This window comes from Sphingomonas crocodyli, from assembly GCF_004005865.1.
In the GTDB taxonomy this organism is placed as follows: Bacteria; Pseudomonadota; Alphaproteobacteria; order Sphingomonadales; family Sphingomonadaceae; genus Rhizorhabdus; species Rhizorhabdus crocodyli.
This window is the reverse complement of sequence record NZ_SACN01000004.1, coordinates 94,960-120,296: the sequence shown is the minus strand read 5'-3', so window position 1 is coordinate 120,296 and position 25,337 is coordinate 94,960. Positions and strand designations below refer to the sequence as shown.

Annotated in this window: 21 protein-coding genes; 10 read left to right on the top strand and 11 right to left on the bottom strand. The window is 65.9% G+C overall.

The window, feature by feature from the left end; all coding sequences use genetic code 11:
* Positions 1–10: 10 nt before the first annotated feature.
* The gene (locus tag EOD43_RS20565) at positions 11–658 is read right to left on the bottom strand and encodes a nuclear transport factor 2 family protein (protein ID WP_164857381.1); all 648 of its coding nucleotides are present in this window, start codon (positions 656–658) and stop codon (positions 11–13) included.
* A gap of 174 nt (positions 659–832) precedes the next feature.
* Here EOD43_RS20565 and EOD43_RS20560 point away from each other — a divergent pair, with 174 nt between their 5' ends.
* The gene (locus EOD43_RS20560) at positions 833–1,942 is read left to right on the top strand and encodes a phosphotransferase family protein (protein ID WP_127745929.1); all 1,110 of its coding nucleotides are present in this window, start codon (positions 833–835) and stop codon (positions 1,940–1,942) included.
* Between the two features lie 136 nt (positions 1,943–2,078).
* Here the strand turns inward: EOD43_RS20560 and EOD43_RS20555 are convergent, their stop codons facing one another.
* Together EOD43_RS20555 and EOD43_RS20550 are read right to left on the bottom strand one after the other, a co-directional pair.
* A complete protein-coding gene (locus EOD43_RS20555; RefSeq protein ID WP_127745928.1) occupies positions 2,079–3,296 on the bottom strand; it encodes a CaiB/BaiF CoA transferase family protein in 1,218 nt (405 codons plus the stop codon).
* Positions 3,286–4,827 (bottom strand): MFS transporter, encoded by a 1,542-nt coding sequence (locus tag EOD43_RS20550; RefSeq protein ID WP_127745927.1) that lies wholly within the window; start codon positions 4,825–4,827, stop codon positions 3,286–3,288. The genes EOD43_RS20555 and EOD43_RS20550 overlap by 11 nt, the downstream gene beginning before the upstream one ends.
* A 196-nt stretch (positions 4,828–5,023) precedes the next feature.
* Here EOD43_RS20550 and EOD43_RS20545 point away from each other — a divergent pair, with 196 nt between their 5' ends.
* Genes EOD43_RS20545 through EOD43_RS20535 form a run of 3 tightly spaced genes read left to right on the top strand, consistent with a single transcriptional unit; the run spans position 5,024 to position 8,003 of the window.
* Positions 5,024–6,526 carry a sensor histidine kinase gene (locus EOD43_RS20545; RefSeq protein WP_127745926.1) on the top strand — a complete coding sequence of 501 codons (1,503 nt, stop codon included), beginning with the start codon at positions 5,024–5,026 and terminating at the stop codon, positions 6,524–6,526.
* A complete protein-coding gene (locus tag EOD43_RS20540; protein ID WP_127745925.1) occupies positions 6,523–6,972 on the top strand; it encodes a response regulator in 450 nt (149 codons plus the stop codon). Before EOD43_RS20545 ends, EOD43_RS20540 begins: the two co-directional genes overlap by 4 nt.
* A complete protein-coding gene (locus EOD43_RS20535) occupies positions 6,969–8,003 on the top strand; it encodes a histidine kinase dimerization/phosphoacceptor domain -containing protein (protein WP_127745924.1) in 1,035 nt (344 codons plus the stop codon). Before EOD43_RS20540 ends, EOD43_RS20535 begins: the two co-directional genes overlap by 4 nt.
* Before the next feature lie 136 nt (positions 8,004–8,139).
* Here EOD43_RS20535 and EOD43_RS20530 read toward each other — a convergent pair whose 3' ends face one another.
* From EOD43_RS20530 to EOD43_RS20520, 3 genes are all read right to left on the bottom strand, one after another.
* Entirely contained in the window at positions 8,140–9,516 is a 1,377-nt protein-coding gene (locus EOD43_RS20530) for an amidase family protein (protein WP_206363613.1), read from the bottom strand.
* A gap of 54 nt (positions 9,517–9,570) precedes the next feature.
* On the bottom strand, positions 9,571–10,578 hold the full coding sequence (locus tag EOD43_RS20525) for an alpha/beta hydrolase (protein WP_127745922.1): 1,008 nt from the start codon (positions 10,576–10,578) through the stop codon (positions 9,571–9,573).
* A gap of 82 nt (positions 10,579–10,660) precedes the next feature.
* Positions 10,661–13,495 carry a TonB-dependent receptor gene (locus tag EOD43_RS20520; protein WP_240653433.1) on the bottom strand — a complete coding sequence of 945 codons (2,835 nt, stop codon included), beginning with the start codon at positions 13,493–13,495 and terminating at the stop codon, positions 10,661–10,663.
* A gap of 146 nt (positions 13,496–13,641) precedes the next feature.
* Here EOD43_RS20520 and EOD43_RS20515 point away from each other — a divergent pair, with 146 nt between their 5' ends.
* The 3 genes from EOD43_RS20515 to EOD43_RS20505 all read left to right on the top strand — a co-directional run bounded on the left by EOD43_RS20515 (position 13,642) and on the right by EOD43_RS20505 (position 16,300).
* The gene (locus tag EOD43_RS20515; RefSeq protein ID WP_420822468.1) at positions 13,642–15,042 is read left to right on the top strand and encodes a pectate lyase family protein; all 1,401 of its coding nucleotides are present in this window, start codon (positions 13,642–13,644) and stop codon (positions 15,040–15,042) included.
* 35 nt (positions 15,043–15,077) lie between these two features.
* A complete protein-coding gene (locus tag EOD43_RS20510) occupies positions 15,078–15,467 on the top strand; it encodes a cupin domain-containing protein (protein ID WP_127745920.1) in 390 nt (129 codons plus the stop codon).
* A 278-nt stretch (positions 15,468–15,745) separates the two neighbouring features.
* The gene (locus EOD43_RS20505; protein WP_127745919.1) at positions 15,746–16,300 is read left to right on the top strand and encodes an opacity protein; all 555 of its coding nucleotides are present in this window, start codon (positions 15,746–15,748) and stop codon (positions 16,298–16,300) included.
* Positions 16,301–16,332: 32 nt separating this feature from the next.
* Here the strand turns inward: EOD43_RS20505 and EOD43_RS20500 are convergent, their stop codons facing one another.
* The 5 genes from EOD43_RS20500 to EOD43_RS20480 all read right to left on the bottom strand — a co-directional run bounded on the left by EOD43_RS20500 (position 16,333) and on the right by EOD43_RS20480 (position 21,607).
* Positions 16,333–17,871 (bottom strand): carboxylesterase/lipase family protein, encoded by a 1,539-nt coding sequence (locus tag EOD43_RS20500; RefSeq protein WP_127745918.1) that lies wholly within the window; start codon positions 17,869–17,871, stop codon positions 16,333–16,335.
* Positions 17,858–18,868 (bottom strand): sugar kinase, encoded by a 1,011-nt coding sequence (locus EOD43_RS20495; RefSeq protein WP_127745917.1) that lies wholly within the window; start codon positions 18,866–18,868, stop codon positions 17,858–17,860. The genes EOD43_RS20500 and EOD43_RS20495 overlap by 14 nt, the downstream gene beginning before the upstream one ends.
* Positions 18,865–19,617 carry a 2-dehydro-3-deoxy-D-gluconate 5-dehydrogenase KduD gene (kduD, locus tag EOD43_RS20490; protein WP_127745916.1) on the bottom strand — a complete coding sequence of 251 codons (753 nt, stop codon included), beginning with the start codon at positions 19,615–19,617 and terminating at the stop codon, positions 18,865–18,867. The genes EOD43_RS20495 and kduD overlap by 4 nt, the downstream gene beginning before the upstream one ends.
* Positions 19,618–19,642: 25 nt before the next feature.
* Positions 19,643–20,476 carry a 5-dehydro-4-deoxy-D-glucuronate isomerase gene (kduI, locus tag EOD43_RS20485; RefSeq protein ID WP_127745915.1) on the bottom strand — a complete coding sequence of 278 codons (834 nt, stop codon included), beginning with the start codon at positions 20,474–20,476 and terminating at the stop codon, positions 19,643–19,645.
* A 78-nt stretch (positions 20,477–20,554) separates the two neighbouring features.
* Positions 20,555–21,607 (bottom strand): LacI family DNA-binding transcriptional regulator, encoded by a 1,053-nt coding sequence (locus EOD43_RS20480; RefSeq protein WP_127745914.1) that lies wholly within the window; start codon positions 21,605–21,607, stop codon positions 20,555–20,557.
* Positions 21,608–21,727: 120 nt separating this feature from the next.
* On the opposite strand from EOD43_RS20480, the gene EOD43_RS20475 reads away from it, so the two are divergent.
* The 3 genes from EOD43_RS20475 to EOD43_RS20465 are packed head-to-tail and all read left to right on the top strand — an operon-like array spanning position 21,728 to position 25,332.
* On the top strand, positions 21,728–22,537 hold the full coding sequence (locus EOD43_RS20475) for a 2-keto-4-pentenoate hydratase (RefSeq protein ID WP_206363612.1): 810 nt from the start codon (positions 21,728–21,730) through the stop codon (positions 22,535–22,537).
* 34 nt (positions 22,538–22,571) lie between these two features.
* Positions 22,572–23,846 carry an MFS transporter gene (locus EOD43_RS20470; protein WP_127745913.1) on the top strand — a complete coding sequence of 425 codons (1,275 nt, stop codon included), beginning with the start codon at positions 22,572–22,574 and terminating at the stop codon, positions 23,844–23,846.
* A gap of 4 nt (positions 23,847–23,850) precedes the next feature.
* Complete coding sequence (locus tag EOD43_RS20465; RefSeq protein ID WP_127745912.1) at positions 23,851–25,332, top strand: UxaA family hydrolase; 1,482 nt, start codon at positions 23,851–23,853, stop codon at positions 25,330–25,332.
* Positions 25,333–25,337: the final 5 nt, after the last annotated feature.

Genomic DNA, 25,337 nt, shown 5'->3' with positions numbered 1-25,337 from the left:
GTATTTCCCGTCAACCCCGCCCCAGCAGCGCCCGCAACTCCGCCGGCTTGGTGATCGAGGGCACGTCGGTGCGGCCCGACCAGCTGGGGGAGGGGGCTTCGTCGATCCGCGCCCAGGCGGGCGATGCCGGCCAATAGCCGCGCAGCATCCGCGATTCCTTCGTATGCGCGCCTGCGCGTTCGCATGCGGCGGCATAGTCGATCGCGGTCTTGCGCGCGCCCGAACGGTCCCAATAATCCTCTTCGCTGCAGAAGCGCCCGTCGCCGCCATAACGCAGCACGGAGAGGCCGGGGAAATCCCAGTAAGCCGGCCCTGTCTCGCCCGGCTTGCCGTAATTCGGATTGTCGCGGCGGTTCTGGCAATGGAACACCACCACATCGTTATCGATCGTGTACCAATCGAGCACAGTGTAGATTTCGGGCACGCCCTTCATCACCGCCTCGATCCAGATCGACACCTCTTCGCGGCCCTTCAGTGGACCCCAGAAATGATCGACATAGTCGACATCGGGGGTGAAGCTGTCGAGCCAGGCGTTCCAGTCCTCCTTGACGCAGCCTTCGTACCAGAAGCGCTGGAAGGCGGCCTCCACCTCGGCGCGTTCCCATGTCTTCTCGCTCGGCCCGCGGGTCGTGAAGTCGATGCTGGGGGTGCTGCTCATGCGTCTCTCCTCGATTCTATCTTGGATTGGATGCTGCGCCACGCGGGCGCGGCTGGCGAGGGGCTTCCCGCATGACATCAGGCATAACATAGTCGCGAAATTGCGAACTGCGCGGTTCGGCGCGATCGCCTAGAGAGGATGTGAAGCCCCGAAAAGCGGGCGAAGGGAGAAGCTATGAGCGGTCAGTTGGGAACCGGCGAACTCGTCAGCGGTGGCACGGTCGCCCCGCATCTGCGCGATCTGGCGGAGCTTGAGGCGACGCTCGAACGCTGGCTCGCCGAACGGATGCCGCAGGCGCGCGACCTGAAGATCACCGACTTCACCTATCCCAAAGGCGCCGGCCTCTCGCACGAAACGATCCTGTTCGATGCGGCGTGGACCGAGGATGGCGTGGCGAAGAGCCGCGGCATGGTGATCCGCATCAAGCCGATCGAACATACCGTCTATCAAGACGATATGTTCGTCGAGCAGTACGAACTGATGCGCGCGGTCCACCGGCTGGGCGCCACCCCGGTCGCCGAGCCTTACTGGATCGAGCATGACGCGAACGTCGTCGGCGCGCCCTTCTTCGTGATGGAGAAGAAGCATGGCCGCGTGCCGGTCAGCTTCCCGCCATATTCGCGCGAAGGCTGGATGACCGAATTGTCGACCGGCCAGCGCGAAAAGCTGTGGGAAAATGCGATCCGCGCGCTCGCCGGTATCCAGAAGCTGCCGGTTGCCGAAGCGCGCTTCCTCGAACCCACTGGCCGCTTCCCCGACGGGTTCGAACAGGAATGGGATCGCTGGGATCGCTATTTCGCCTGGGCGAAGGACGGGCGCGACTTCCCTTTCCTCGAGGATATCTGGGCGCGTCTGGGCGCAAGCCGGCCGACCGCGCGGCAGCCCGGCATCGTCTGGGGCGACAGCCGCATCGGCAATGTGATGTTCGATGCCGACATGAAGGTTGCCGCGGTGATGGACTGGGAACAGCCGAGCCTGGGCGGCGCACTCCACGATCTTGGCTGGTGGACCTTGTGCGCGCGGCTTGAATCGACCCAGCAGGGGCTGCCGCGTCTCGCCGGCATGGGCACGCGTGAGGAGACGATCGCGCTGTGGGGCGAGGCGAGCGGCATCGATACGTCGGATATCGAATGGTATGAACGCTTCGCCGCGTTCAAGCTGAGCTGCCTCGCCATCCGCACCGCCGAACTGCGCGGCGTCAACCGCCCCGGCATGAACGCGATCGACAATCCGCCGGTGCGCGTGCTGGCGGAGTGGTACGGGCTGGAATCGCCGAAGCCGTAAAGGCCCCTTATCCTCCCCCGCCAGGGGGAGGTGTCAGCGGTAGCTGACGGAGGGGGAGGGCGGCGGCCAATATGAGGTATCGCATCCTCCCCCTCCGTCGCCTTCGGCGCCACCTCCCCCTGGCGGGGGAGGATTTTTAGGCGACCACGCCACCCTCACGCAGCGCCGCAATCCTCGCATCGTCGAGCCCGAGTTCGCGCAGCACCGCGTCGCTATGCTCGCCGATCGTCGGTGCGCGCATGACCGACGGCGCGGCGCCATCGAACTGCGCCGGGCTGGCGACCAGCGCGTAATCGCCGGCCTGCCCTTCGACGTGCATGACGTAGCCATTGGCTAGCACCTGCACGTCCTCGCTCGCCTCGCGCGCGGTCTGGATCACGGCCCAGGGGATGCTGACGCCTTTCAGCTTCTCCTTCCATTCGGCGAGGTCGTGCTTCGCGAACATCGCGTCGAAAATCTCGATCGAGGCGCGGGCATTGGCCTTGCGCGATGCGAGGTCGGCAAAGCGCGGGTCGCTCGCCAGTTCGGGGGCGCCGAAGGCGGTGGCGAGTTCGGCGAAGACCTTGTCGCTCGGCACGCCCGCAAAATAGATCTCACGCCCGTCGCGCGTGCGATAGGCGGCGACGGTGGCGGCGGGCTGATCGGCGTGGCGCAGGCGCGGGATCGTGTCGACGTCGAACAATTTGCTCGCGACGATGCCGGGCGCGAAGGCCCAGGCGGCCGAGGACAGCAGCGACACGTCGACCACGCCGCCCTTGCCCGTCCGCTCGCGCCGGAACAGGGCGGCGGCGATCCCGCCCGCCATGAACATGCCCGACGTGCTGTCGCCCAATGCCGGCCCCGGCTGCGGCACGAACTCGTCGGAGGCGAGGCTGGCGGCGTGCGCCATGCCCGATCGCGCCCAGAAATCGGTGTGGTCGAAACCGCCCAGCGGCGCTTCCGGCCCCTTCGCGCCATGCCCCGATGCGCGCGCGTAGATCAGCTTCGGGAAACGCGCCGTCAGATCGTCGACATCGATCCCCAGCCTCCTGCGCGCATTGGGAAGCAGGTGGGTGATGAAGACGTCGGCCTCCTCCAGCATCCTGAACAGGATATCGCGCCCCTCGGGCGTGGCGACGTCGAGGACGATGCAGCGCTTGCCGCGATTGAGCTGCTCCCACATGAAGCTGATCCCGACATCCTTGTCGGGCAGGCCGGCGATTCCCTTGGGGTTCGCCATCGGATCGCCCCCCGAAGGCGGCATGATCTTGACGACTTCCGCCCCCCAGTCGGCCAGCACGGCAGCGCAGGAGGGGGCGAAGGCGTACATCGCCAGTTCGACCACCTTCACCCCGGCGAGCATGTCATAGGCCATCGATCATCTCCGTCAGATATTGGTCGCGCGCGCGATAGGCGGCGGACAGGCGCCGCATCGCGAACGCGAGCAGCAGCAGGCAGGGCGGCAAGGCCGCATAAGGGCTGAGCATCGCGATGCGCAACGAGCCCGAAAGATCGGCGACCTTGCCGATCATGTACGGGCCGGCCGACATGCCGATCAGGGTCAGCGACACGGTGTAGAGCGCCGCCACGCGCCCGCGCATCGGGGTGGGGATCAGATCCTGTACCAGAGCCGCGATCCCCGGCGCCCACATCGTCGTCGCGATCATGAAGCCCGTCACCGCCACGGCATAAGCGGCGGGATCGCGCACGTTGATCATCGCGACCGTCGCCGCCGCCGATCCGACCATCGAAAACCCCGCGACCCAAAGCGCCGCTGCCGGATTGCTGCGCCGCCAGCGATCGGCGATCAGACCGCCCAGCAACGTCCCGCTGATCGATCCACCCGCGATGCACAGGCCCAGCACCCTGCCCGCTTGCGCATGATCCATCCCGATTTCACGCAGCGCGAAGGGGATGCACCAGAAACCGATCGCGCCGCTTGCCGTGCCGACCAGAGCCGCGCCCAGCACCGCGCTCAGGAAAGCGGGCGATCCGGTCGTCAGCGCGTGGACCGCCGGATCGCGATGATATTGCCCCTGCGCCCACGATCCGAGTGCATAGAAGGCCGCGCCCACGCTGATCCACTGGACCCAATCGCCCGTCATCGCGATCAGCACGCCTGCGATCCCGACGACGATCGCGGCGATCGTCAGGTTGATGCGCAAGCCCCGCGCTCCCGCCAGCTTGCCCGCGACGATGATCGAGAAGGGGGGCAGCAGCGCCACAATCTCGCGCATCGCCACCGCGCCCGGCCGCGCATCCCGGCGCGTCAGCGCGTCGCCCGCCGGATCGCGGATGAAGGCGGCGAGCACTGCGAAGATGAGGCCCGGCACACCAAAGACGAAGAAGGGCACCTTCCACGCCGCGACTTCGCACAGCCCCAGCGCGCCGCATTGCTGCGGCCAGGCCTGCACGATCCCGCCCGATATGGCGAGGCAGGTCGCGATACCGACCGACGGCGCGCAGAAGAACAAGGCGAAGGCGCGCCCGCGCCCCTCGGCGGTGAAGACATCACCGATCAGCGAATGGCTGACCGGGCTGCCCACCGCCTCGCCCAGCCCCACGCCGATCCGCGCGAGCGCCAATTGAACGAAGCTGGTCGACAAGCCCGACAAGGCAGTCAGCGCGGACCACAGGCCAACCCCCACCGCGAGCAGCCGGTTGCGCAGCCATCCGTCGACGATCGCCCCCATCGCCAGCCCGGCAATGCTGTTGAGCAGGACAAAGAAGGTGCCCACCAGCATCCCGATCTGCGCGTCGGTGAGCGCCAGATCGTGCTTGATCGGATCGGCGAGCATGCTCAGGATCGATCGATCGGCGAAGTTGAGTACGTTCACCGCGAACAATACGAACAGGACATAAGCCTGATAGGTGGTGCTTCCCCGGCGCCCAGTGTCCGCCGTCATCGTCTCTCCCTTTCGCTGGTCCCTTGCGTTGGTTTGGGCCGGCTTTTCGCCAAGGAAGCCTGTCACGGAGGCGAAGGCAATCCGCCGCGCTGCGATCGATCGCGAGACCGATGTTCAAAAATGGACATATCGGCCGACTAATCCCTGTTATGCGATCGGGATTGGACATTGTGACGGGCCCGGTTAAGTCGCTGATATGGTCAAATCTCCCGACGTCCGCACTTTGGCGCAGCGCAGCTTCACGCGCCGCCTGTTCGGTCTCCTCACCATCGGCTTCCTCGCCCTGCTCGGCGCAGCGGCGGCGGTCGCGTGGCTGCAATCGCAGAATGAGGACAATGCCAACTGGGTGCAGCACACCCTGTCGGTCGAGGCGCAGATATCCGACTTCGCCAGTGGGCTCGAACGGATCGAAACGGCGCGGCGCGGCATCCTGCTGACCGGCCAGCCCGAGTTCGGCAAGATCATGGCGGAATCGCTCGCCACGACCCGTGCCAGCCTCAAGCGTCTCGTCGAGCTGACGATCGACAATCCGGCCCAGCGCCAGCGCACCGAACGTATGGCGGCGATCCTGGATGGCCATGAAGCCGCCGAACGGCGCGCGGCCGCCGCCACGATCGACGAACGCCGCGCGATTGTCCGGGGGTTCCGGACCGATCCGGGCGTGTTGCTCACGCGCGAAGCCCGCGCGGTGGCGCAGCAGATGCTGCATGAAGAACGCGCGCTGCTCGCGTCTCGCGATGTGCAGCAGGCGGAGACGCTGACCTTCTTCTACGGCGTGCTGAGCCTCGCCGGGTTGATGATCATGCTGGTCGCGGCCGTCACGCTGACGATCATGCTGCGCTACACCCGCGAACTCGATGCCTCGCGCACCGAACTGCGCCGCCTCAATGACGACCTCGAACTCATCGTCTCCGAACGCACGGTCGAGTTGCAGCGCGCGAATGAGGAGATCCAGCGTTTCGCCTATATCGTCTCGCACGATCTGCGTTCGCCGCTCGTCAACGTGATGGGCTTCACCGCCGAACTCGATGCCGCGCGCAAGACGGTGGGGACCTTCGTCGACAAGCTGGCCGAGGATCAGCCCGATCTGGTCGATAGGGACGTGAAGCTCGCGGTCGACGAGGATCTGCCCGAGGCGATCGGCTTCATCCGCACGTCGACGCAGAAGATGGACCGCCTGATCAACGCGATCCTGCGCCTGTCGCGTGAAGGCCGCCGCACGATCGCGCCTGAACGGATCGAAGTGACCGCGCTCACCCAGTCGATCGTCGACAGCCTGCAGCACAAGGTGACGGAGAAGGGCGCCGAGATCGAGATTGAGGCGCTGCCCGCCATCACCACCGACCGCTTCTCGCTCGAACAGATGCTGTCGAACCTGATCGAGAATGCGCTCAAATATCTCCAGCCCGGCCGCCCCGGCCATATCCGCGTCACCGGCCGGGTCGATCGCGATCGCATCGTCTATGAGGTGATCGACAATGGCCGCGGCATCGATCCGCGCGATCATGATCGTGTCTTCGATCTCTTCCGCCGATCCGGCGCGCAGGATCAGCCGGGCGAAGGCATAGGGCTGGCGCATGTGCGCGCGCTCGCGTATCGCCTCGGCGGGCTCGTCGATGTGCGGTCGGAGCTTCATCATGGTTCGACCTTCCGGCTCTCCCTGCCGACGGTCTTGAAGACAGGGGACGTGGACGCATGACGGAGCATCAGCCGGTCAACATCGTGATGATCGAGGATGACGAAGGTCATGCTCGCCTGATCGAAAAGAACATCCGCCGCGCGGGCATTTCGAACGTGATCCGTCACTTCATGGACGGCACTTCGGCGCTCGAATATCTCTACAACGCGCCCGATGGCCCGGCGAAGAACGGCCCGGCGCTGATCCTGCTCGATCTCAACCTGCCGGATATGTCGGGCACCGACATCCTGGCGAAGATCAAGGCGGAGGGCAGCCCGCTCAAGCGCACGCCCGTCGTCGTCCTCACCACCACCGACGACAAGATCGAGATCCAGCGCTGCTACGATCTGGGCTGCAACGTCTATATCACCAAGCCGGTGAACTATGAGAATTTCGCCGATGCGATCCGCCAGCTCGGCCTGTTCCTGTCGGTGATCCAGGTGCCCGAGCCGGAGAATGCCGGTTGAGCGATCCCGCTCCGCACATTCTCTACATCGATGATGACGCGGGGATACGGCGCCTCGCGGACAAGGCTTTGTCCCGTCGCGGCTTCACCGTCAGTCTCGCCGAATCCGGCCCGCAGGGGCTGGCGATGGCGCGCGAGGGCGCGTTCGATCTGATCGCGGTCGATCATTATATGCCGGGGCAGGATGGCCTCACGACCATCAACGCGCTCCAGGCCGTCCCCGATTGTCCGCCGATCGTCTATGTGACGGGGTCGGAAGAAAGCCGTATCGCGGTCGCCGCGCTGAAGGCGGGGGCGGCCGACTATGTCGTGAAGGCGGTCGGCGACGATTTCTTCGATCTGCTCGCCTCCAGCTTCCGTCAGGCGCTCGAGCGCGTCGCGCTGCTCGGCGCGAAGGAGGCGGTGGAACAGGAATTGCGCGCGTCCAACGCCCGGCTCGAAACCCTGCTGAAAGAGGTCAACCACCGCGTCGCCAATTCGCTCCAGCTCGTCTCGGCCTTCGTCCGGCTGCAGGGTTCGTCGATCGCCGACGCTGCGGCGCGCGAGGCGCTGACCGAGACCGAGCAGCGTATTCAGGCGATCGCGCATGTCCACCGCCGGCTCTATTCGTCGGACGATGTCGAATATGTCGCGATGGACGACTATCTCGACGCGCTCGTCGCCGAACTGGAGGCGACCTGGTCCGCCTATGACGGGCATCGTCCGCTGCGGCTGACGGCGGAACCGGTGCGGCTCAAGACCGACCGTGCCGTGTCGCTCGGCATCATCGTCAACGAACTCGTCAGCAACGCGTGCAAATATGCTTATGCGGTCGACACGCGCGGCGAGGTGCGGATCACGCTCTCGGCCTCGGGCGACCGCTTCGTGCTCAGCGTCGAGGATGATGGCGCGGGCCTTCCGGCGGACGGCAAGATCCGCGGCACGGGCCTGGGCACCAAGCTGATCCGGTCGATGGCGTCGAGCCTGCAGGCCGAGATCAGTTACGACAGCGCCCACAAGGGCGTCCGCGCACTGGTCAGCGCCCCGCTATAATCTTGATCCTCCCCCGGAGGGGGAGGGGGACCGGCGCAGCCGGTGGAGGGGTATTCGCCACAGGCGATGCCTTCGCTGCCGGCCAATACCTCTCCACCACCCTGCGGGCGGTCCCCCTCTCCCTCCGGGAGAGGATCTAGAAGCCTACCGGCGGCCGATACCCCCCGAACGCCTCCTCGATCAGCCGCGCGAAGCGGATCGGGGTGCGGTCCTCCAGCGATGGGCCGATGATCTGTACGCCGATCGGCAGCCCGCCTGCCGTCTGCGCGATGGGGGCGGAGGTGGCGGGCAGATGGCCGAAGGTCGCCGGCGCGATCCAGCCGATCTGATTGAAATAGGGGCTGTCCTGTCCGTCGATTGTCAGAACGCGCTTCATCGGTTCGGCGTCATTATGCGGGAAGGCGGCCGTCCCGAACACCGGGCTCAGCACGATATCGACTTGCCGGAAGGCGGCTGCGAAGGCCCGCTGGAAGCGCGCCTGATGGTTCAATATCTCGATCCAGCCATGCGCGTCGATCTGGGCGGGCTGGCCCGATCGTGCGCTCGTGATCGTCGTCACCATCGTTCCATAGGCCGCACGCGCCGCGACCAGGTCGGGCAGGATCGATGCGTCGCGGATAATCGTCACGCCCGCCTTCGCCAGCCGATCGACCAGATCGGACAGCGCACCCGTCACCTCGCCGTCGATCGGCAGATCGCCGATGCGATCGACCACCAGTACGCGATAGTCGGACAGCCGCTCCCCACGCGGTTCGCGCAGCGCGAGTTGGTAGCCCGCCGCCATATCGCTATCCGGCCCGGCCAGCACATCGAGCGCGATCTCCAGATCGCGCGCGGTCCGCGCCATCGGGCCGACGACGGACAAGTGTGGGAAGGCGCCCGGTTCGCCGGCGGGCGGCACATGGCCGCGTCCGGGGATCAGTTGCCAGCTCGGCTTATGGCCATAGACGCCGCAAAAGGCGGCGGGCACGCGGATCGATCCGCCGATGTCCGATCCGAATTCCAGCGCCACCATCCGCGCCGCGAGCACGGCCGCCGATCCACCCGACGACCCGCCCGGTGATCGCCCGCTGTCATAAGGGTTGGTGGTGCGGCCGTAGATCGGATTGACACTCTGCCAGTCGGCCAGCCAGGTCGGCACGTTGGTCTTGCCCAGGATGATCGCGCCCGCCGACCTCAGCCGCTCGACCCCCAGCGAGTCGGTGTCGGCGATGGCGTCGCGGAACGGTTCGAACCCCCATGTCGTCGGCAGGCCCGCGACATTGTGCGATTCCTTGACCGTCATCGGCAGGCCCAGCAGCGGGCGACGATCACCGCGTGCGATTGCAGCATCGGCCTCGCGCGCCGCCGCCAGCGCGCGATCGAAGTCGCGCACCACCACCGCATTGACCACGCCATCGCGCGCCTCGATTCGCGCGATCGCCGCTTGCATCAGCTCGACCGCGCCGACTTTGCCCGCAGCAAGGGCCGTGACCTGTTCATGCGCCGACAGGTCCAGAAATTCGTCCGCCACCATCCCCTCCTCTTTTGCCCCAAGGGGTGCAGCATAGGCGGGCGGCGATCAACCCTATCCCTGGAACAGCCCCTGCGTCCGCGCCCAGGCGAGGAACAGGTCGGGCCATTGCGCGGCGGGCTTGCCCATCGCGCGGCGTATGCCGAAGCCGTGGCCGCCGTGGGTGAACAGATGCGTTTCCACCGGCACCTTTTGCGCGCGCAATGCTGCGCGCAGCAAAAGCGCGTTTTCGACCGGGACGACATCGTCATCCTCGGCATGGACGATGAAGGTCGGCGGCGCGTTGGCGGGGATGTTGCGGTCGGGCGAATGCGCGCGTTCTGCCTCCGCGCTCGAGTTCGCGCCCAGCATCTTTTCGCGCGATCCGGGGTGCGCGAAGGGCAAGCTCATCGACACGACCGGATAGATGGGCGCGGCGACGAAGGGGCGGGCCGACAGCCGATCGGCCTTATCGACCGCAGCATAAGTCGGCGTGTCGAACCGCGCGAGCAGATCGGCGCACAGGTGCCCGCCCGCCGAAAATCCCATCGCCGACACCCGCGCCGGATCGATCGCAAACTCGCCCGCCCGCGCGCGGATCAGCCGCATCGCGCGCTGTGCGTCGGACAGGCACACATCCGGCCCCGCCGCCCAGCCTTCGTGCGGCAGGCGGTAGAACAGGACGAAGCAGGTGATCCCGGCGGCGGCGAACAGGGCGGCAAGCTCATAGCCCTCCTTGTCCACCACCACCCATTTATAGCCGCCGCCCGGCGTGATCATGATTGCCGCGCCATTGGGCCGCAGCGGGCGAAACACGGCCAAACGCGGGCGGCTGATCCCCCAGACGGCGCGGTCGTTCAGCTGCTTGTCGGTGCTGCGCTCCTGCACCGTCTCGGTCAGCGGCGTCGCCGGCATGCCCGGCGCGCCCTTGGGCCACAGGTCGATCGTCTCGGTCGGCTGGGGCAAGGCGGCGGCGAAATTGTCGCTGCCCGGCGCTGCGGTCTGCGCACGCGCGGTGCCGGCAGCCATCACGCCCGCCGCACCCAGCAGCCCCGCCATCGCGCTCCGTCGATCCAGCGTCATCGTGCAGTCCTTCCAAAAGAAAACGGCCGGACGCTGGGAGCGCGTCCGGCCGTTGCAGGTATCAGATCGGGGTGGGGGCCGATCAGAACTTGAAGCGTCCGCCGAAATAGAACTGGCGGCCGGTATGGTGATAGACGCTCAGGCGATCGGCCGAGCTGTCGATATACTGATCGACATATTGGTCGGTCAGGTTGATCGCCTCGACGGTCAGCGTGACATATTCGTTGATCTTCACCGAAGCCGACATGTCGACGTTGATCGTCGAATGCACGCCTTCGACGTCGTTGAAGGTCGGCTGGCCCGCATTGGTGTTGAAGTTCGGGCCTGCGCCCGGCGCCACGCCGTTGCGGCCGGGCACGCCGCCCGCCTGCAGATAGCCGCTGCGATAGGCGACCGAGCCGCGCAGGCTGAAACGCTCGTCTTCATAATAGAGCGTGCCGTTGGCGCTGTGCTTCGAAAGATCGGTCAGCGGCTGCTTCACCACCGGCGCGCCGGCGGCGGTCGCCAGCGGATATTCGATCGTCGACTTCACATAGGTGTAGTTCGCCTGGATGCCGAGGTTGCTCAGGAAGCCGGGTAGGAAGCGGAACGGCGTCTGGAAGCCGATTTCGGCGCCCTTCAGCGTGCCGCCCTTCGAATTGACCGGCTGCGTCACGGTGACGAGGTCGGTCGGCAGCGCGCCGGTGCCGGTCAGCAGCGAATTGGGCAGGCCCAGCTGGTTGAACGGGATCGACTGCGCGGTGTTCGCGACGAAGCTGGAAATGTCCTTATAGAACAGGCCGACGACGATCGCCGATTCCTTGGCGAAATACCATTCGAACGACAGGTCGTAATCGGTCGCCAGCGTCGGTTCGACGTCGGGGTTACCGATATTGTAGGTGCGGTTGCCACCCGACACCGCGAAGGCGCCGGTGGGGTTGAGGTTGCCCAGGTTCGGACGCGTCATCACCCGCGCGACCGCTGCGCGGACCACGAAGTTGCGATCAAACTCGAAGCTGACATTGGCCGAGGGGAGCCACTGGCCATAGCTGCGGCTGTCGGTGACGAGCAGCGCGGCCGCACCGCCGGTATAGCCCGACGAGGTCTGCTTGGTGTCGACATAGCGCACGCCCGCGTCGCCGCGGATGCGGGCGAAGTCGGTTTCGACGTCCCACGCTGCCTGGATATAGCCGCCCAGATCACGTTCGGTGATCGCGCGCCAGTTGCCCTGCGCGTTGGTGTTGGTCGTACCGGTCAGCGCATAGGTGCCGCTGTTCGAATAGATGCCCAGGCTGTCCGCGAAAGCGTTCAGATTGGGGATGGTGAAGGCGCGCGGGGTGCCGCCGGTCGGCGTGTCCGGGCTCATCGCGTAAGTGGTGGTCAGCGCGGCGAGCTGTGCTGCCGTCAGCGTCGGCACCGCCGTTTCGCTTGCGCGGCGATATTCCTGCGAATCGAAACCGTACTTCTTATAATCGCCGCCGACGCGCAGCTTGATCTGGTCGGTCGCGTCGAACTCGAACTGCGCGCGGCCGACCTTGAAGTCGTTCTGCACGAACTGCGGGCGCAGGCGGATTTCGGCGAGCGTGTAGGCGTTCGGATTGGCGGGGTTCAGATTGCCATAGTTGAACGTCGGGTTGCGCCCGTTGGTGAAGTCGTAGCTGTAACCCTGGACGTTGTTCGCATCGAGCGCGACGGTCGTCTGGATCGGGTTGGAGAAGTCCGACTTCGAATAGCCGCCCAGCACGTCGATCCGCGCGCGCTCGCCCAGATCCTGCTTCAGCGCCAGCGTGTACTGCTGGAACTCGGTCTGCAGCTCGTCATAGCGGCTCTCGACGCGGACATCGACGTTGTTGAACGTGCCCTTGACCAGGCTGTTCGTGCTGTCGACGACGGCGCCCGGCAGGATCACGGTCTGCGGCTTGCCCGTGCCCGAACGGCTGAAGCTGATCGCCTCGAGATACTGCTCTGCACGCTTCGACTTGAAGCGCGAATAGAGCGCGTCGAAGGTCAGCAGGGTCGCGTCGGTCGGCTGCCACTGGAGCGAGCCGGTCAGGCCCAGACGCTCGGTCTTATAAACCAGGCTGTCGTAACGCGGGATGCGCGGGTGGAAGAAGGCATAGCCCTGGCTCGCGCCCTGCGGCAGCGTGGAGGCGGCGGCGAAATTGCCGTTGTCGGTGCCGCGTTCCCAACGGACGGTCGACGGACCCTCTTCGCGGATACCGCGCTCGCTATAGGCGGCTGAAACGAGGATGCCGACCTTGCCGTCGGCCAGCTTGGTCGAAATCAGGCCGGCCAGCTTGGGGTCGACCGCGTTCGAGAAATCGTTGAGGCCGACGGCGCCCGAACCGGCGATCGTCAGATCGTCCTTATAGTCGAACGGGCGCGCGGTCTGCAGGTCGACGGTCGCGCCCAGCGAGCCTTCCTCGACATCGGCCGACGCGGTCTTGCGCACGGTGATCGAGTTGAACAGCTCCGACGCGAAGGTGTTGAAATCGAACTGGCGGCCGCGGTTCGCGCCGCCCGAGCTGTCGGTGCCGCCGGTGGTCGAGAGGCCCTCGATCCCGTTGATGCGGACGCGGGTGAAGATCGGGCCGAGGCCGCGGACCGAAATGTTGCGGCCTTCGCCCTGATCGCGGTTGATCGCGATGCCGGGGATGCGCTGGATCGACTCGGCCAGGTTGTTGTCGGGGAAGTCGGCGATGTCCTCGGCCTTGATGACGTCGACGACGCCAGTGGCTTCGCGCTTCGCCGCGATCGCCGAGTTCAGCGACTGGCGGAAACCGGTGACAACGATTTCCTGTGCGGTTTCGTCAGCGACCTCGGCCGGCGCTTCCTGCGCGAAAGCGGGCGTGGCGCCCAGCGTGATGGCGGCAACCGATGCTGCGGCCAGCAAATACCGGCGCGAATCGATACGCGAGGAGCGAATAACCTTCATCATGACATCCCTTTCAGCCCTGTTCCCGGTGCATTTCTGCCGTCTGTCGCGTCAGCTTCTGGCCTGGCTGGACCGTTCACAGACACCGGTGTCAAAACCCCTTGCTCCTGTGTTGCGGGGATGTCAAGAACATGACGGGAAGAGGAGTAATGATGAAGCGTCGCTCAAAACTCGGTCTGCTGCTCGGCGCGGTCGTGCTGGCCTCCAGCGGACTTTCCGCCGCACAACCAAAGCCTGTGTCCGGTGTTTCTGCTGCGCCGATCGCCTTTCCCGGCGCGGTCGGCTGGGCCGCGAAAACCCCCGGCGGACGGGGCGGACGGATCATCCGCGTCACCACGCTCGCGTCCGATGGCCCTGGCAGTTTCAAGGCCGCGATCGAGGCGAAGGGCCCGCGCATCGTCGTGTTCGAAGTCGCCGGCGTGATCGATCTGGGGCGGCAGGGTCTCAAGATCACCGAACCTTATCTGACGATCGCCGGCCAGACCGCGCCGTCGCCGGGTATCACGCTGATCCGCACCGGCATCGACATCGCGACCCACGACGTGATCATGCGCCATATCCGCGTGCGCACCGGCGTCGATGGCCAGCCGCATCTGAGCGGGTGGGAGGCGGACGCGCTTTCCACCGTCGCCGCATCGAACGTGATCATCGATCACTGCACCTTCGGCTGGGCGATCGATGAGAATATGTCGGCCTCCGGCCCGCGTTTCACCGGCAAGACGCCCGAGGAATGGCGCAAGGGCACCTCGCACGACATCACCTTCAGCTATAATATCGCGGCCGAGGGACTGGCCAATGCCAGCCACCCGAAGGGCGAGCATTCGAAGGGCACGCTCCTTCACGACAACGCCACCAACATCCTGATCTATCGTAACATTTACGCGCACAATAAGGAGCGCAATCCGCTGCTCAAGGGCGGCGTCCACGCCGAGGTGGTGAACAACATCATCTATGATCCGGGTGAGCGCGGCATCCACTACAACCTCATGGCGCTCGAATGGGGTGAGCATCCCTATCAGGACGGGCAGTTGACCGCGATCGGCAACGTCCTGCGCGGCGGCGTCTCGACCGCGCCGGGCATGCCCTTCCTCATGCTCGGCGGCGACGGCGATCTGCGCTATTTCGGCAAGGACAATATCGCTGTCGATAAATGGGGCGCAGCCCTGCCGATGTTCGGCCGCTACGGTGAAACCCGCGCGAAGCTGATCGAGGAGAAAGCCCCGCCGACGGCGTGGGATGGGCTCGATATCCTGCCGTCGCGCGACGTCGAAACCCATGTCCTCTGGCATGCCGGCGCGCGCCCCTGGGATCGTGATGCCGACGATCTGCGCGTCCTGTTCTTCGTCGCCGAAGGGCGCGGCGAGATCATCGACGATGAAAAGCTCGTCGGCGGCTATCCGCAGTTCAAACCCACCAAGGCCCCCTTCGTCGAGGCCGACTGGAACCTCGACACGATGGAGCCGAAATCGGGCCGCTATCCCGGCCAGAAGGAAGCGATCGCCGAGCATCTGTCCGATCGCGACAAGATGATGCGGCAAGGTGGTCAGTAACGATTGTTTGCCGGTAACGATGGGAGGACAGTGACATGACCCCTTTAATCGCCCTTATCCTCGCTGCCGCGCCGCCAATGGCGGTCATTGACGAGCGTGACGTGATGCGGGACGAACCGGTGCCGCACGGCGCAATCGGCATGAGCACCGCCTATCGCATCAGCGACGCGGTGCCCCAGCCGCGCACGATGGAGTTTCGCAAGCGCGTCCTCCACGTCGGTGCCGCGATCGGCCTCCATCCTATCGCGCATGACGAGGTTTATTATGTCCTCTCGGGCGAGGGTGTCGTCAGTTCGGACGGGGTCGACAAGCCGCTCAAGCCCGGCATGGCCGCCTATCTCTACACCGGCGCGAATGTCGGAATCCGCCAGACCGGCAAGGAGCCGCTGGCGCTGATCATCAGCTATCCGGTGGCAGCGAAATAGCCTTCTTTCGTCATCCCGGCGGAGGCCGGGATCTCAGGCGCCTCCTGCGTCGTGCTCATCTCCCAATCTCCTGAGATCCCGGCCTCCGCCGGGATGACGGTTATAGGGAGCAGGACAGGCCGATTGCACCGCGGGATAAGCCGATGTGGTATATTTGCCACAAATTATCGTTCATTTTCAGTTAATTGAACAAAGTGCTCCAGCGCCGGTTCTGATGCCCGTGCTCGCAACGCAACAGCAGCGCGCATCGGAAGATTAAAGTAGTTGGAGAATACCCCATGAAAATTGCTCTCATCGCAGCCGCGCTTGCGGCGTCGATCGGTTCTGCCGCTTATGCGCAGGATACGTCGCCCGATGGCAGCGAACCCGCCGTCGGCTTCGAACCCTATGTCGGCATCCTCGGCGGTTATCACAGTCTCGATCGCGACAGCGAGTTCGGCAGCGTTCCCGGCCGTGCCGGCATGGGCGGCGCGCTGATCGAGGGTGTGGCAGGCGTGAACATGCCGCTCGGCCCGGTCTTCGTCGGTGTCGAAGGCAATGTCGCCAAGGGCTTCAAGGATATCGACTGGGAATATGGCGTGAAGGGCCGCTTTGGCGCGCGCGCGGGCCAGAGCGGGCTGATCTACGCCTCGGTCGGCTACCAGTGGGTCAACGGCCGCAAGGGCTTCGGCGATCGCAGCGACATGATGTACGGCGTCGGTGTCGAAGTCGGCCCGAAGGATATCGGCCTCGCCGGCGTCCTGGGTGAAGGCGGTCCGCGTCTGCGCTTGCAGGCCGACACTTATGATTTCGATTCGATCCGCCCGATGGCGGGCGTCGTCTTCGCCTTCTGAACAGGCATGGGGCGGGGGAGCAATCTCCCGCCTCAACTCCCCGGCTGGATATAAGGCGCCCGCGCGAACAACTCACGCTCCCAGCCACGCGGATCATTTTCCACCCGCGACACCGCATCGAAGATCATCGTCGATCGCGTATCGATCCGATATTGCGGCCAGCCGGCATCGCCGCTCCGCGCGAAGCCGATGAAGCGATCCATCATCGCCTTGCTCGCCGCCCGCGCACCTTGGCCCGTTCCCGTTAGCGATCCCGGCGCATCGAGTGTGCCGAACGCCAGCGCGATATCCATCATGTGCGGCGCGCCCTTCCACGGTTGCGTGGGTGACGCGAAATCGACCTGATAGACCCAGGTCGGCGCCTTGGCCTTCGCCCGCGCCTCGGCCTCGATCACCTGCCCGGGCCAGCTCCGACCCGCCGTCGTCGCGGCATAGAAGATCCGCTCGGGCGACCAGTCCGGAAAATGCGCGCGATATTGCGCGACGATCCATTCCGGCAGCAGGTCGATTCGCAATTCGGGCTGCATCCGCGCCGCCAGATTGTCCCAGCTCAGGCCCGCCAGCTTCGGCCCGCGCGCGTCGATGAAGGCGCGAGTCTCGTCATGCGTATTGCCCAGCATCATTGGAATGGCGTTCGATTGCGGGTTCGCATCGGGCCAGAAGGGGTGGCGGGTCAGCCACTTCATGTCGAGCACCGGCCCCATGTAGAGCCCGCCGCCCAAGATCGGATCCTCGGCCGCCAGTGCCTCGATCAGCCGCTCGACCGGCATCGTCAGCAGCGGGGACATATCGTTCGTCCGCACGCCCAGCTTCGCCAGAAAAGCCTCAGTCCGCCGCCCGGCATTGATCGGTCCCGACGCCGTCACCTGCTGCCCCGACATCGTGATTGCGCGGTGGAAAAGCCCCTCCGCCGCCGGCATCCCCATCATCGTCGCGATCTTCGCGCCGCCGCCCGACTGACCGAAGACCAGCACCTTGCCCGGATCGCCCCCGAACGCCGCGATATTGTCGCGCACCCATTGCAGCGCGAGGATCAGATCGAGCTGCCCCACATTGCCGCTGTCCGCAAAACGCGGATCGAGCCGCGCGAGATAGAGATAGCCCAGCGCGTTGAGCCGGTGGTTCACCGTCACGACGACGACATCGCCTGCCGCCGCGAGCCGATCGCCATAATTGAGCGGATCGACGACGCTGCCGTTCGAATAGGCCCCGCCGTGGATGTAAAGCAGCACCGGGCGCTTCGCCGCGTCGATCCCCGGCGTCCAGATGTTGAGACCGAGGCAATCCTCGCCTTGCGCGCCGACTGCGCTCGCCTGCGGGCAGGAGGGCGTGAAGGCGGTCGCGTCGCGCGCGCCACTCCACGGCCGCACCGGCTCGGGTGCCTGGAAACGGCGACGGCTGGTGTCCTCGCCATATCGCACGCCCCGGAAGACACAGAGGCCGCCCTCGCGCGTGCCCCGCAATCGGCCCGCCATGGTCGCGACGATCGGATCGCCGCCCTTCGCCTGCGCCGGAACCGCGATGCTCGCGGCCATCGCCGTTAGAAACGCCCGCCGATCAACGGCGGACATCAAGCTCCCCGCTCAGGAAGGTCGCGATATCCTCGCGTCCGAACAGGCTCGCATCGCCGGGCAGCGAATGCTTGAGCGCGGTCAGCGCCAGCCCCGCCTGCGCCGCGCCCTGAATGTCGCCGGGCTGGGTCAGCAGGCCGTGCAGCACGCCCGCGGCAAAGGCATCGCCCGCGCCGATCCGGTCGACGATGCCGCTGATCGTCACCTCGTCGGTGCGAAAGGCCTGCGCCGGCGTGTCGATCCGCGCGGCAAGGCGATTGCTGTCGGCATCCTCGACATGGCGCGCGGTCGACGCGATCAGCTTCAGGTTCGGGAAGGCGTCGAACCCCGCCAGCGCCGCCTCGCGCCGCCGCTCCGATCCGTCGCCGCTGAACGGGCGATCGAGCAGCAGGGCGATGTCGCGATGATTGCCGAACAATATGTCGGCCATGCCGATCAACTCGGTCAGGATCGCGCGCGGATTGCTGTCCCACGCTTCCCAGAGCCTTGCCCTGTAGTTGCCGTCGAAGATCAGCGTCAGCCCGCGCGCCTTGGCCGCCTTCGCCGCTGCGATCGCCGCCGCCGCCGACTTCGGCCCCAGCGCAGGGGTGATCCCCGACAAATGCAGGTGGGTAGCGCCCGCAAAGGCGGCGTCCCAGTCGAAATCCTCCTCGCTCGACAGCGCGAAGGCGGATCCTGCGCGATCATAGACGATGTCCGACGGGCGCATCCCCGCACCGGGCGTCAGGAAATAGAGGCCCATCCGCCCCGGTGCGCTGGCGACATGGCGCACGTCGAGGCCCGCCGCCGCCAGGCTGCTCCGTGCCATCTGGCCCAGCGCATTGTCCGCGACGCGGCTGAGCATCGCCGTGTCGTGGCCAAGGCTGGCGAGGCCGATCGCGACGTTCGCCTCGGCGCCGCCGACATGGAGATCGAGGCTGCGTGCCGATTTGAGCAGCAGCTTGTCGGGCGGGGAGAGCCGGATCAGCAGCTCGCCGAACGCGACCAGCCGGGTCATCGTGCGAGCCAGCCGCCGTCGACCGCCAGGATATGGCCGTGGACATAATCGGCCGCCTTCGATGCGAGGAACACGGCGGCGCCCCCCATATCGTCGGCATCGGCCCAGCGCCCCGCCGGGATGCGATCGAGGATCGACTTGTTGCGATCGGCATCCTCGCGCAGCGCGGTGGTGTTGTTGGTGGAGACATAGCCGGGGGCGATCGCGTTGACGTTGACGCCCTTGGCCGCCCATTCGTTCGCCAGCAGCTTGGTGAGACCGCCAACGCCGCTCTTGGACGCGGTATAGCTCGGCACGCGGATCCCGCCCTGGAAGGTCAGCATCGACGCGATGTTGATGATCTTGCCGCCACCGTTCGCGATCATGTGCCGGCCGGCGGCCTGACACAGGAAGAAGGTGGTCTTCAGGTTGGTGTCGATCACAGCATCCCAATCGGCCTCGGTGAAATCGACGCTGTCGGCGCGGCGGATGATCCCGGCATTGTTGACCAGGATGTCGACCCCGCCCAGCTTTTCGATCGTCTCGTCGACGACGCGCTGGACCGGCTCGATCGAACCGAAGTCGGCTGAAATGATCTCGGCGCGGCGGCCGAGCGCCTTCACCTTGGCGACCGTCTCTTCGGCGGGGGTGCGCCCCGCTGCGGCGATGTCGGCGCCGGCCGCGGCCAGCGCGACCGCGATCGCCTGACCGATGCCGGTGTTCGCGCCGGTGACCAGCGCGACACGGCCCGTGAGATCGAACATGCTCATATCAATCCTCTCCCGTGCCAGTCGCTTAGCGCAGCTGGCAGATGTCGAGCACGTTCATGTCGGTATAGTCGAGATTCTCGCCGCCCATCGCCCAGATGAAGGCATAGCTCTTGGTGCCCGAACCCATGTGGACCGACCACGGGGGCGAGATCACCGCTTCCTCATTCTCGATCACGATGTGGCGCAGTGCGTCCGGCTCGCCCATATAATGGAACACGCGGTCGCCGCCCTGCAGGTCGAAGTACAGGTAGATTTCCGAACGGCGGTCGTGGAGGTGCGGGGGCATCGTGTTCCACACGCTGCCGGTCTCCAGCACGGTCAGGCCCATCAGCAGCTGCGCGCTCTCGCACACGCCGGGGATGACGAGCTGGTAGATCGTGCGGTGGTTCGAATTGGCCAGGTCGCCGCGCTCAAGCGGGTTCGCCTGATCGAGCGTGATCTTCTTGATCGGGCACACCTTATGCGCGGGCAGCGACGCGATGTAGAAGCGCGCCTCGGCGCCTTCGAAGCTCACCTCGACCGAGCCCATCGGGACGTAGAGCGTTTCCTTGTTGCCGAGTTCGAAACGCTCGCCGTCGACGGTAATCGCGCCGGGGCCGCCGATGTTGACGACGCCCATTTCGCGGCGCTCGAGGAAGGGCTTGCCGGCGGCCGACGGCGGCACCTGCTGTTCGGGCAGCGTGAGCGTCTTGCCCGCGGGCACCGCGCCGCCGATCACGAAGCGTTCGTTGTGCGAATAGTTCAGCTTGATCTCGCCGGCCACGAACATGTCCGGGACCAGATAGCGGTCGCGCAGCGAATCATTGTCCACGCACTCCATCATGTCGGGGTGGGTGGCGTGATAGGTCTTCTCGAACATGATCCTCGTCCCTTGCGGCAGCAACTCCGGCTGTCTTTGTCCATTGTCAGACACCGGTGTCAAATCGAGGCGGCTCTATCAGTCCCTTGGCGGGGGCGCAACCGATGCGCGGCGGATCAGGGTCGAACTGAAGGTCGATGGCTCGCTGACGTCATGCCCTTCGCCGATCGCGGTGCCGATAAGCTTGAGCGCAGCCGCGCGGCCCATCGCGACGATCGGCCAGCGCACGGTGGTCAGCGGCGGCCAGACGCGCGACGTGATCGGCGTATCGTCGAACCCGATGATCGAAAGCTGGTCGGGCACCTCGATCCCGCGCAGCCGCGCGGCATAGAGCACGCCCGCTGCCATTTCGTCGTTCGATGCGAAGATCGCGGTGGGGCGGGGGGACAGGTCGAGCAGGCTTTCGCACGCCGAAACGCCGCTTTCGAACGTATATTGCCCGTCGGCGACCAGGCTGCGCGGCAGCGAGATTCCCGCCTCGCTCAGCGCCAGTTCGAAGCCCTCGCGCCGCTCCTTGGCCGATCGGAAGCCGTGCGGCCCGGCGATCAGGCCGATGCGCTTATGCCCCTGCTGGATCAGGTGCCGCACCGCTTCGGCCACCGCATCGCGATCGTTGGAAACGACCATATGTTCGGGATCGTCGAGCACCGCCGATCCCATGCGGACGTAGCGGCAGCCTTCCTCGTCGCAGATCCGCGCGATCGCGTCGTTCTCGGACAGCGGCGGCAGGATGATGACACCGTAGAGCCGCTGGCGGACGATGAAGCTTCGAATATCGTCCATCACCTTGGCCGAACCGCGATCGACCGGGCGGATCACCAGTTCGAATTCGGTGCCGTGCAGCGCCTCCAGCGCGCCGCGCTGCATGTTCAGGATCATCTGCTGGTTCGGATTGTCATACACCAGGCCGATCAGGAAGTTGCGGCCCAGCGCCAGCGCGCGCGCCTGCGGATTGGGCGTGTATCCGGTCTCGCGGATCACCGCCTCGACCTTTTCGCGGGTCGCCTGGTTGAGCAATGGCGATTGGTTGATCACGCGGCTGACGGTCTTTTTCGACACGCCGGCAAGCGCCGCAATGTCGTTGATCGTCAGCTTCGGGGCGTTGGCATCGTCCGGTGTCGGCTTGGGCATAGCCCGTCTTATAACGCCGCATCAGCTATGCGCCAGCGATTGCGCGTCCATCATGGCTTGTCATTGACACCGGTTTCCCATAATCGTGCCGCATCATCGGAGAGGGGCGAAAGACAGGCTGTGAAAACGCCGGAAGAATTGAAAAGCGTTGCAAAGAGCTTCGTTGGCGCGCGTCGCAGCGCGACGGGCCTTGCCGAATATCCGGGTGAAATGCCCGAGTCGCTGGCCGAAGCTTATGCGATTCAGGATGAAGCGATCGCGCTGGTGGGCGAAGGGATTGGCGGCTGGAAGGTCGGCCGCATCTGGCCGCCCATGTCCGAACGCTTCGGCGCGGGCCGCCTGGCCGGCCCGATCTTTGTGGGACAGGTGATCGCGCCGGGCGCCGATGGGCTGATCTTCACCGCAGGTTTCGGCGCGGCTGAGGCCGAATATCTGCTGCGGATCGGCGCCACGCCCGAAGCCGGCAAGACCAGCTTCACGCTTGAAGAAGCGGCGAACCTCATCGACGTCGTCCATATCGGGATCGAAATCGCCAGCTCGCCCTTCGCGGAAATCAACGAACATGGCCCCGCGGTCACTGTGTCCGATTTCGGTAATAATAACGGCCTGATCGTCGGTCCCGAAGTGGTCGACTGGCGTTCGGCGGGGATCGATGATGTCGATATTACCAGCCGGATCGACGGCGAGGTCATCAACACCGCGCGGTCCAGCGGTTTCCCCGATGGCGTCATCGGGTCGGCACGCTTTCTGATCGAGAATATGGTGGCGCGCGGAATCGCGATCGAGCCGGGCTGGTGGATTTCCACCGGCGCGATCACCGGGGTCCACCCGGTGAAGGTGGGGCAGCATTTCGAGGCCGATTTCGGTCGCTTCGGCACGCTGGCCTGCACGATCGCGGCGCAGCCAGCGATCACGGCAGCGGCCGAATAGGGGCGGCAGACCCCACGGGAGAGCGAGGAACGATATGGTGACGCAGTTGACCGAAGTGCCAAAGGTCGGACGATATCGCTGGGTCGTGGTGTGGCTGCTCTTCGCCGCCACCGCGATCAACTATATCGATCGCCAGATGATCGGGGTGCTCAAGCCCACTTTGTCCGCCGAACTCGGCTGGACGGAGACCGATTACGGCAACATCGTCTTCTGGTTCCAGGCCGCCTACGCGCTCGGGTACATCAGTTTCGGCCGCATCGTCGACGTGATCGGCGCGCGGCTGGGCTATGCGGTCGCGGTCGCGATCTGGACGGTGGCGCACGTCGCCCACGGCGGCGTCCACAGCGTGCTGCAATTCGCTCTGGTCCGCTCGGGTCTGGGCATCGGCGAATCCGGAAACTTCCCGGCGGGCATCAAGGCCGTCACCGAATGGTTTCCGCAGAAGGAGCGCGCCTTCGCGATCGGCCTGTTCAATGCGGGCGCGAATATCGGCGCGATCATCACGCCCTTGCTCGTGCCGTGGCTGACGATCGCTTATGGCTGGCGCTTCGCCTTCGTCGCGACCGGCATCTTCGGCGTGGTCTGGCTCGCCGCCTGGCTCCTCCTCTATCGCCGCCCGACCGAGCATAAGAAGGTCACGGCGGGCGAACTCGCCTACATCCAGCAGGATCCCGCCGATCCGGTCGTGCCGATCGGCTGGCGCAACCTGATCGGGATCAAGGAAACCTGGGCCTATGCGCTCGGCAAGTTCTGCATCGATCCGATCTGGTGGTTTTTCCTGTTCTGGCTGCCCGGCTATCTGGGCAAGCGCTACGGCCTCGATCTGGTCAGCTTCGGTCCGCCTTTGGTCGTCATCTATCTGCTCTCCGACGGCGGCAGCATCTTTGGCGGCTGGATGTCCGGCCGGCTGATGAAAGCGGGCAAGAGCGTCAACGCGGCACGCAAGCTCACCATGCTGCTCTGCGCCTTCGCGGTGCTGCCGATCTTCTTCGCTCAGTCGATCGACAATCTGTGGGTTGCCGTGCTGGTGATCGGCATCGCGACCGCCGCGCATCAGGCGTTCTCGGCCAATCTCTACACCTTGCCGTCGGATCTGTTTCCGCGCGGCGCGGTGGGATCGGTCGTCGGCATCGGTGGCACGGTCGGCGCGGTCGGCGGCATGCTGATGGCCAAATATGCCGGCTATGTCCTTGATACGTTCGGCAGCTACGTCCCGCTCTTTGCGGTGGCGGGCAGCGCCTATTTCATCGCTTTGCTCGCTGTTCACCTGCTGTCGCCTCGCCTTGAGCGGGTGACGGTGGACGCCTGATATCGTGCCCCAGGCCGTTCAGGTTCACCCGAGCGACAATGTCGCGGTCGCCTTGGCCCCCCTAGTTGTCGGGGCGACCGTGGTAGTGGCCGGCAGGGAGGTCTTCCTGGCCGATGACATCCCTGCCGGCCACAAATTCGCGCTCACCCCGATCGCATCCGGAGAGGACGCGATCCGCTACGGCTTCCCCTTCGGCCGCGCGACCGCCGACATCGGCGTGGGCGCGCACGTCCACAGCCACAATGTTGCGACGACCCTGGGGCTGGAGGGCGGCCACGCCTTTGGCGGCGCCCCCGCGCCGCGTGCACTGGCAAATGCGGATCGCACCTTCCTCGGCTATCCCCGGCCCGACGGATCGGTCGGCACGCGCAACGAAATCTGGATCATCCCCAGCGTCGGCTGCGTCGGCCGCACCGCCGAACGGCTCGCGACCCTCGCCGGCCGCGCCCTGCCGCCGGGGATCGACGGAATTCATGCCTTTCCTCACCCCTTCGGCTGTTCGCAGCTGGGCGACGATCTCGACGGCACGACCCGGCTGATCGCGTCGCTCGCATGCAATCCCAATGCGGGTGGGGTACTGCTGCTGGGCCTCGGCTGCGAATCCAACCAGCTTTCGGGCGTGATGGACCTGATCCCCGAGCAGCGCCGCGACCGCATCCGCATCGTCGGCGCACAGGCATCGAGCGACGAGATCGCCGACGGCCTCGCCGCGATCGCCGAGCTGGCGACGCTGGCCGCCGCCGAACGCGAAGAGGTGCCGCTGTCGGCGCTGCGCCTCGGCGTGAAGTGCGGCGGATCGGACGGGCTGTCGGGCCTCACCGCCAACCCGCTGATCGGCCGGATCGCGACCGCGGTCGGCGATGCGGGTGGCGCGGTGGTGCTCACCGAAATCCCCGAAATGTTCGGCGCCGAACAGATCCTGCTCGATCGCTGCGTGGACGAACCGACGCATGACGCGCTCGAGGCGATGGTCGACGGATTCAAGCGTTACTTCGTCGATCATGGCGAGCCGGTCTCCGAAAATCCCAGCCCCGGCAACATCAAGGGCGGGATCACCACGCTGGAGGAAAAATCGCTCGGCGCGGTGCAGAAGGGCGGGGCGGTGCCGGTCACGCAGGTGCTGCATTATGCCGATCGCGCCGCGCAGCAACCGGGTCTCGCGATCGTCGAAGGGCCGGGCAATGATGCGGTATCGACCAGCGCGCTCGCCGCAGCCGGCGCGACGCTGACCCTGTTCTCCACAGGACGCGGCACCCCGCTGGGCAGCCCGGTGCCCACGCTCAAGATCGCGTCGAACAGCCCGCTCGCGCTCAACAAGCCCGGCTGGATCGATTTCGACGCGGGTCAGGCGCTGGAGGCGGGGATGGACCCGGTCGCCGACGCCCTGCTCGATCTCGTGATCGCGACCGCCTCGGGTCAGGCCGCACGCAACGAAATCAACGACGAACGCGGCATCGCCATCTGGAAACGCGGCGTCACCCTGTAACGGAC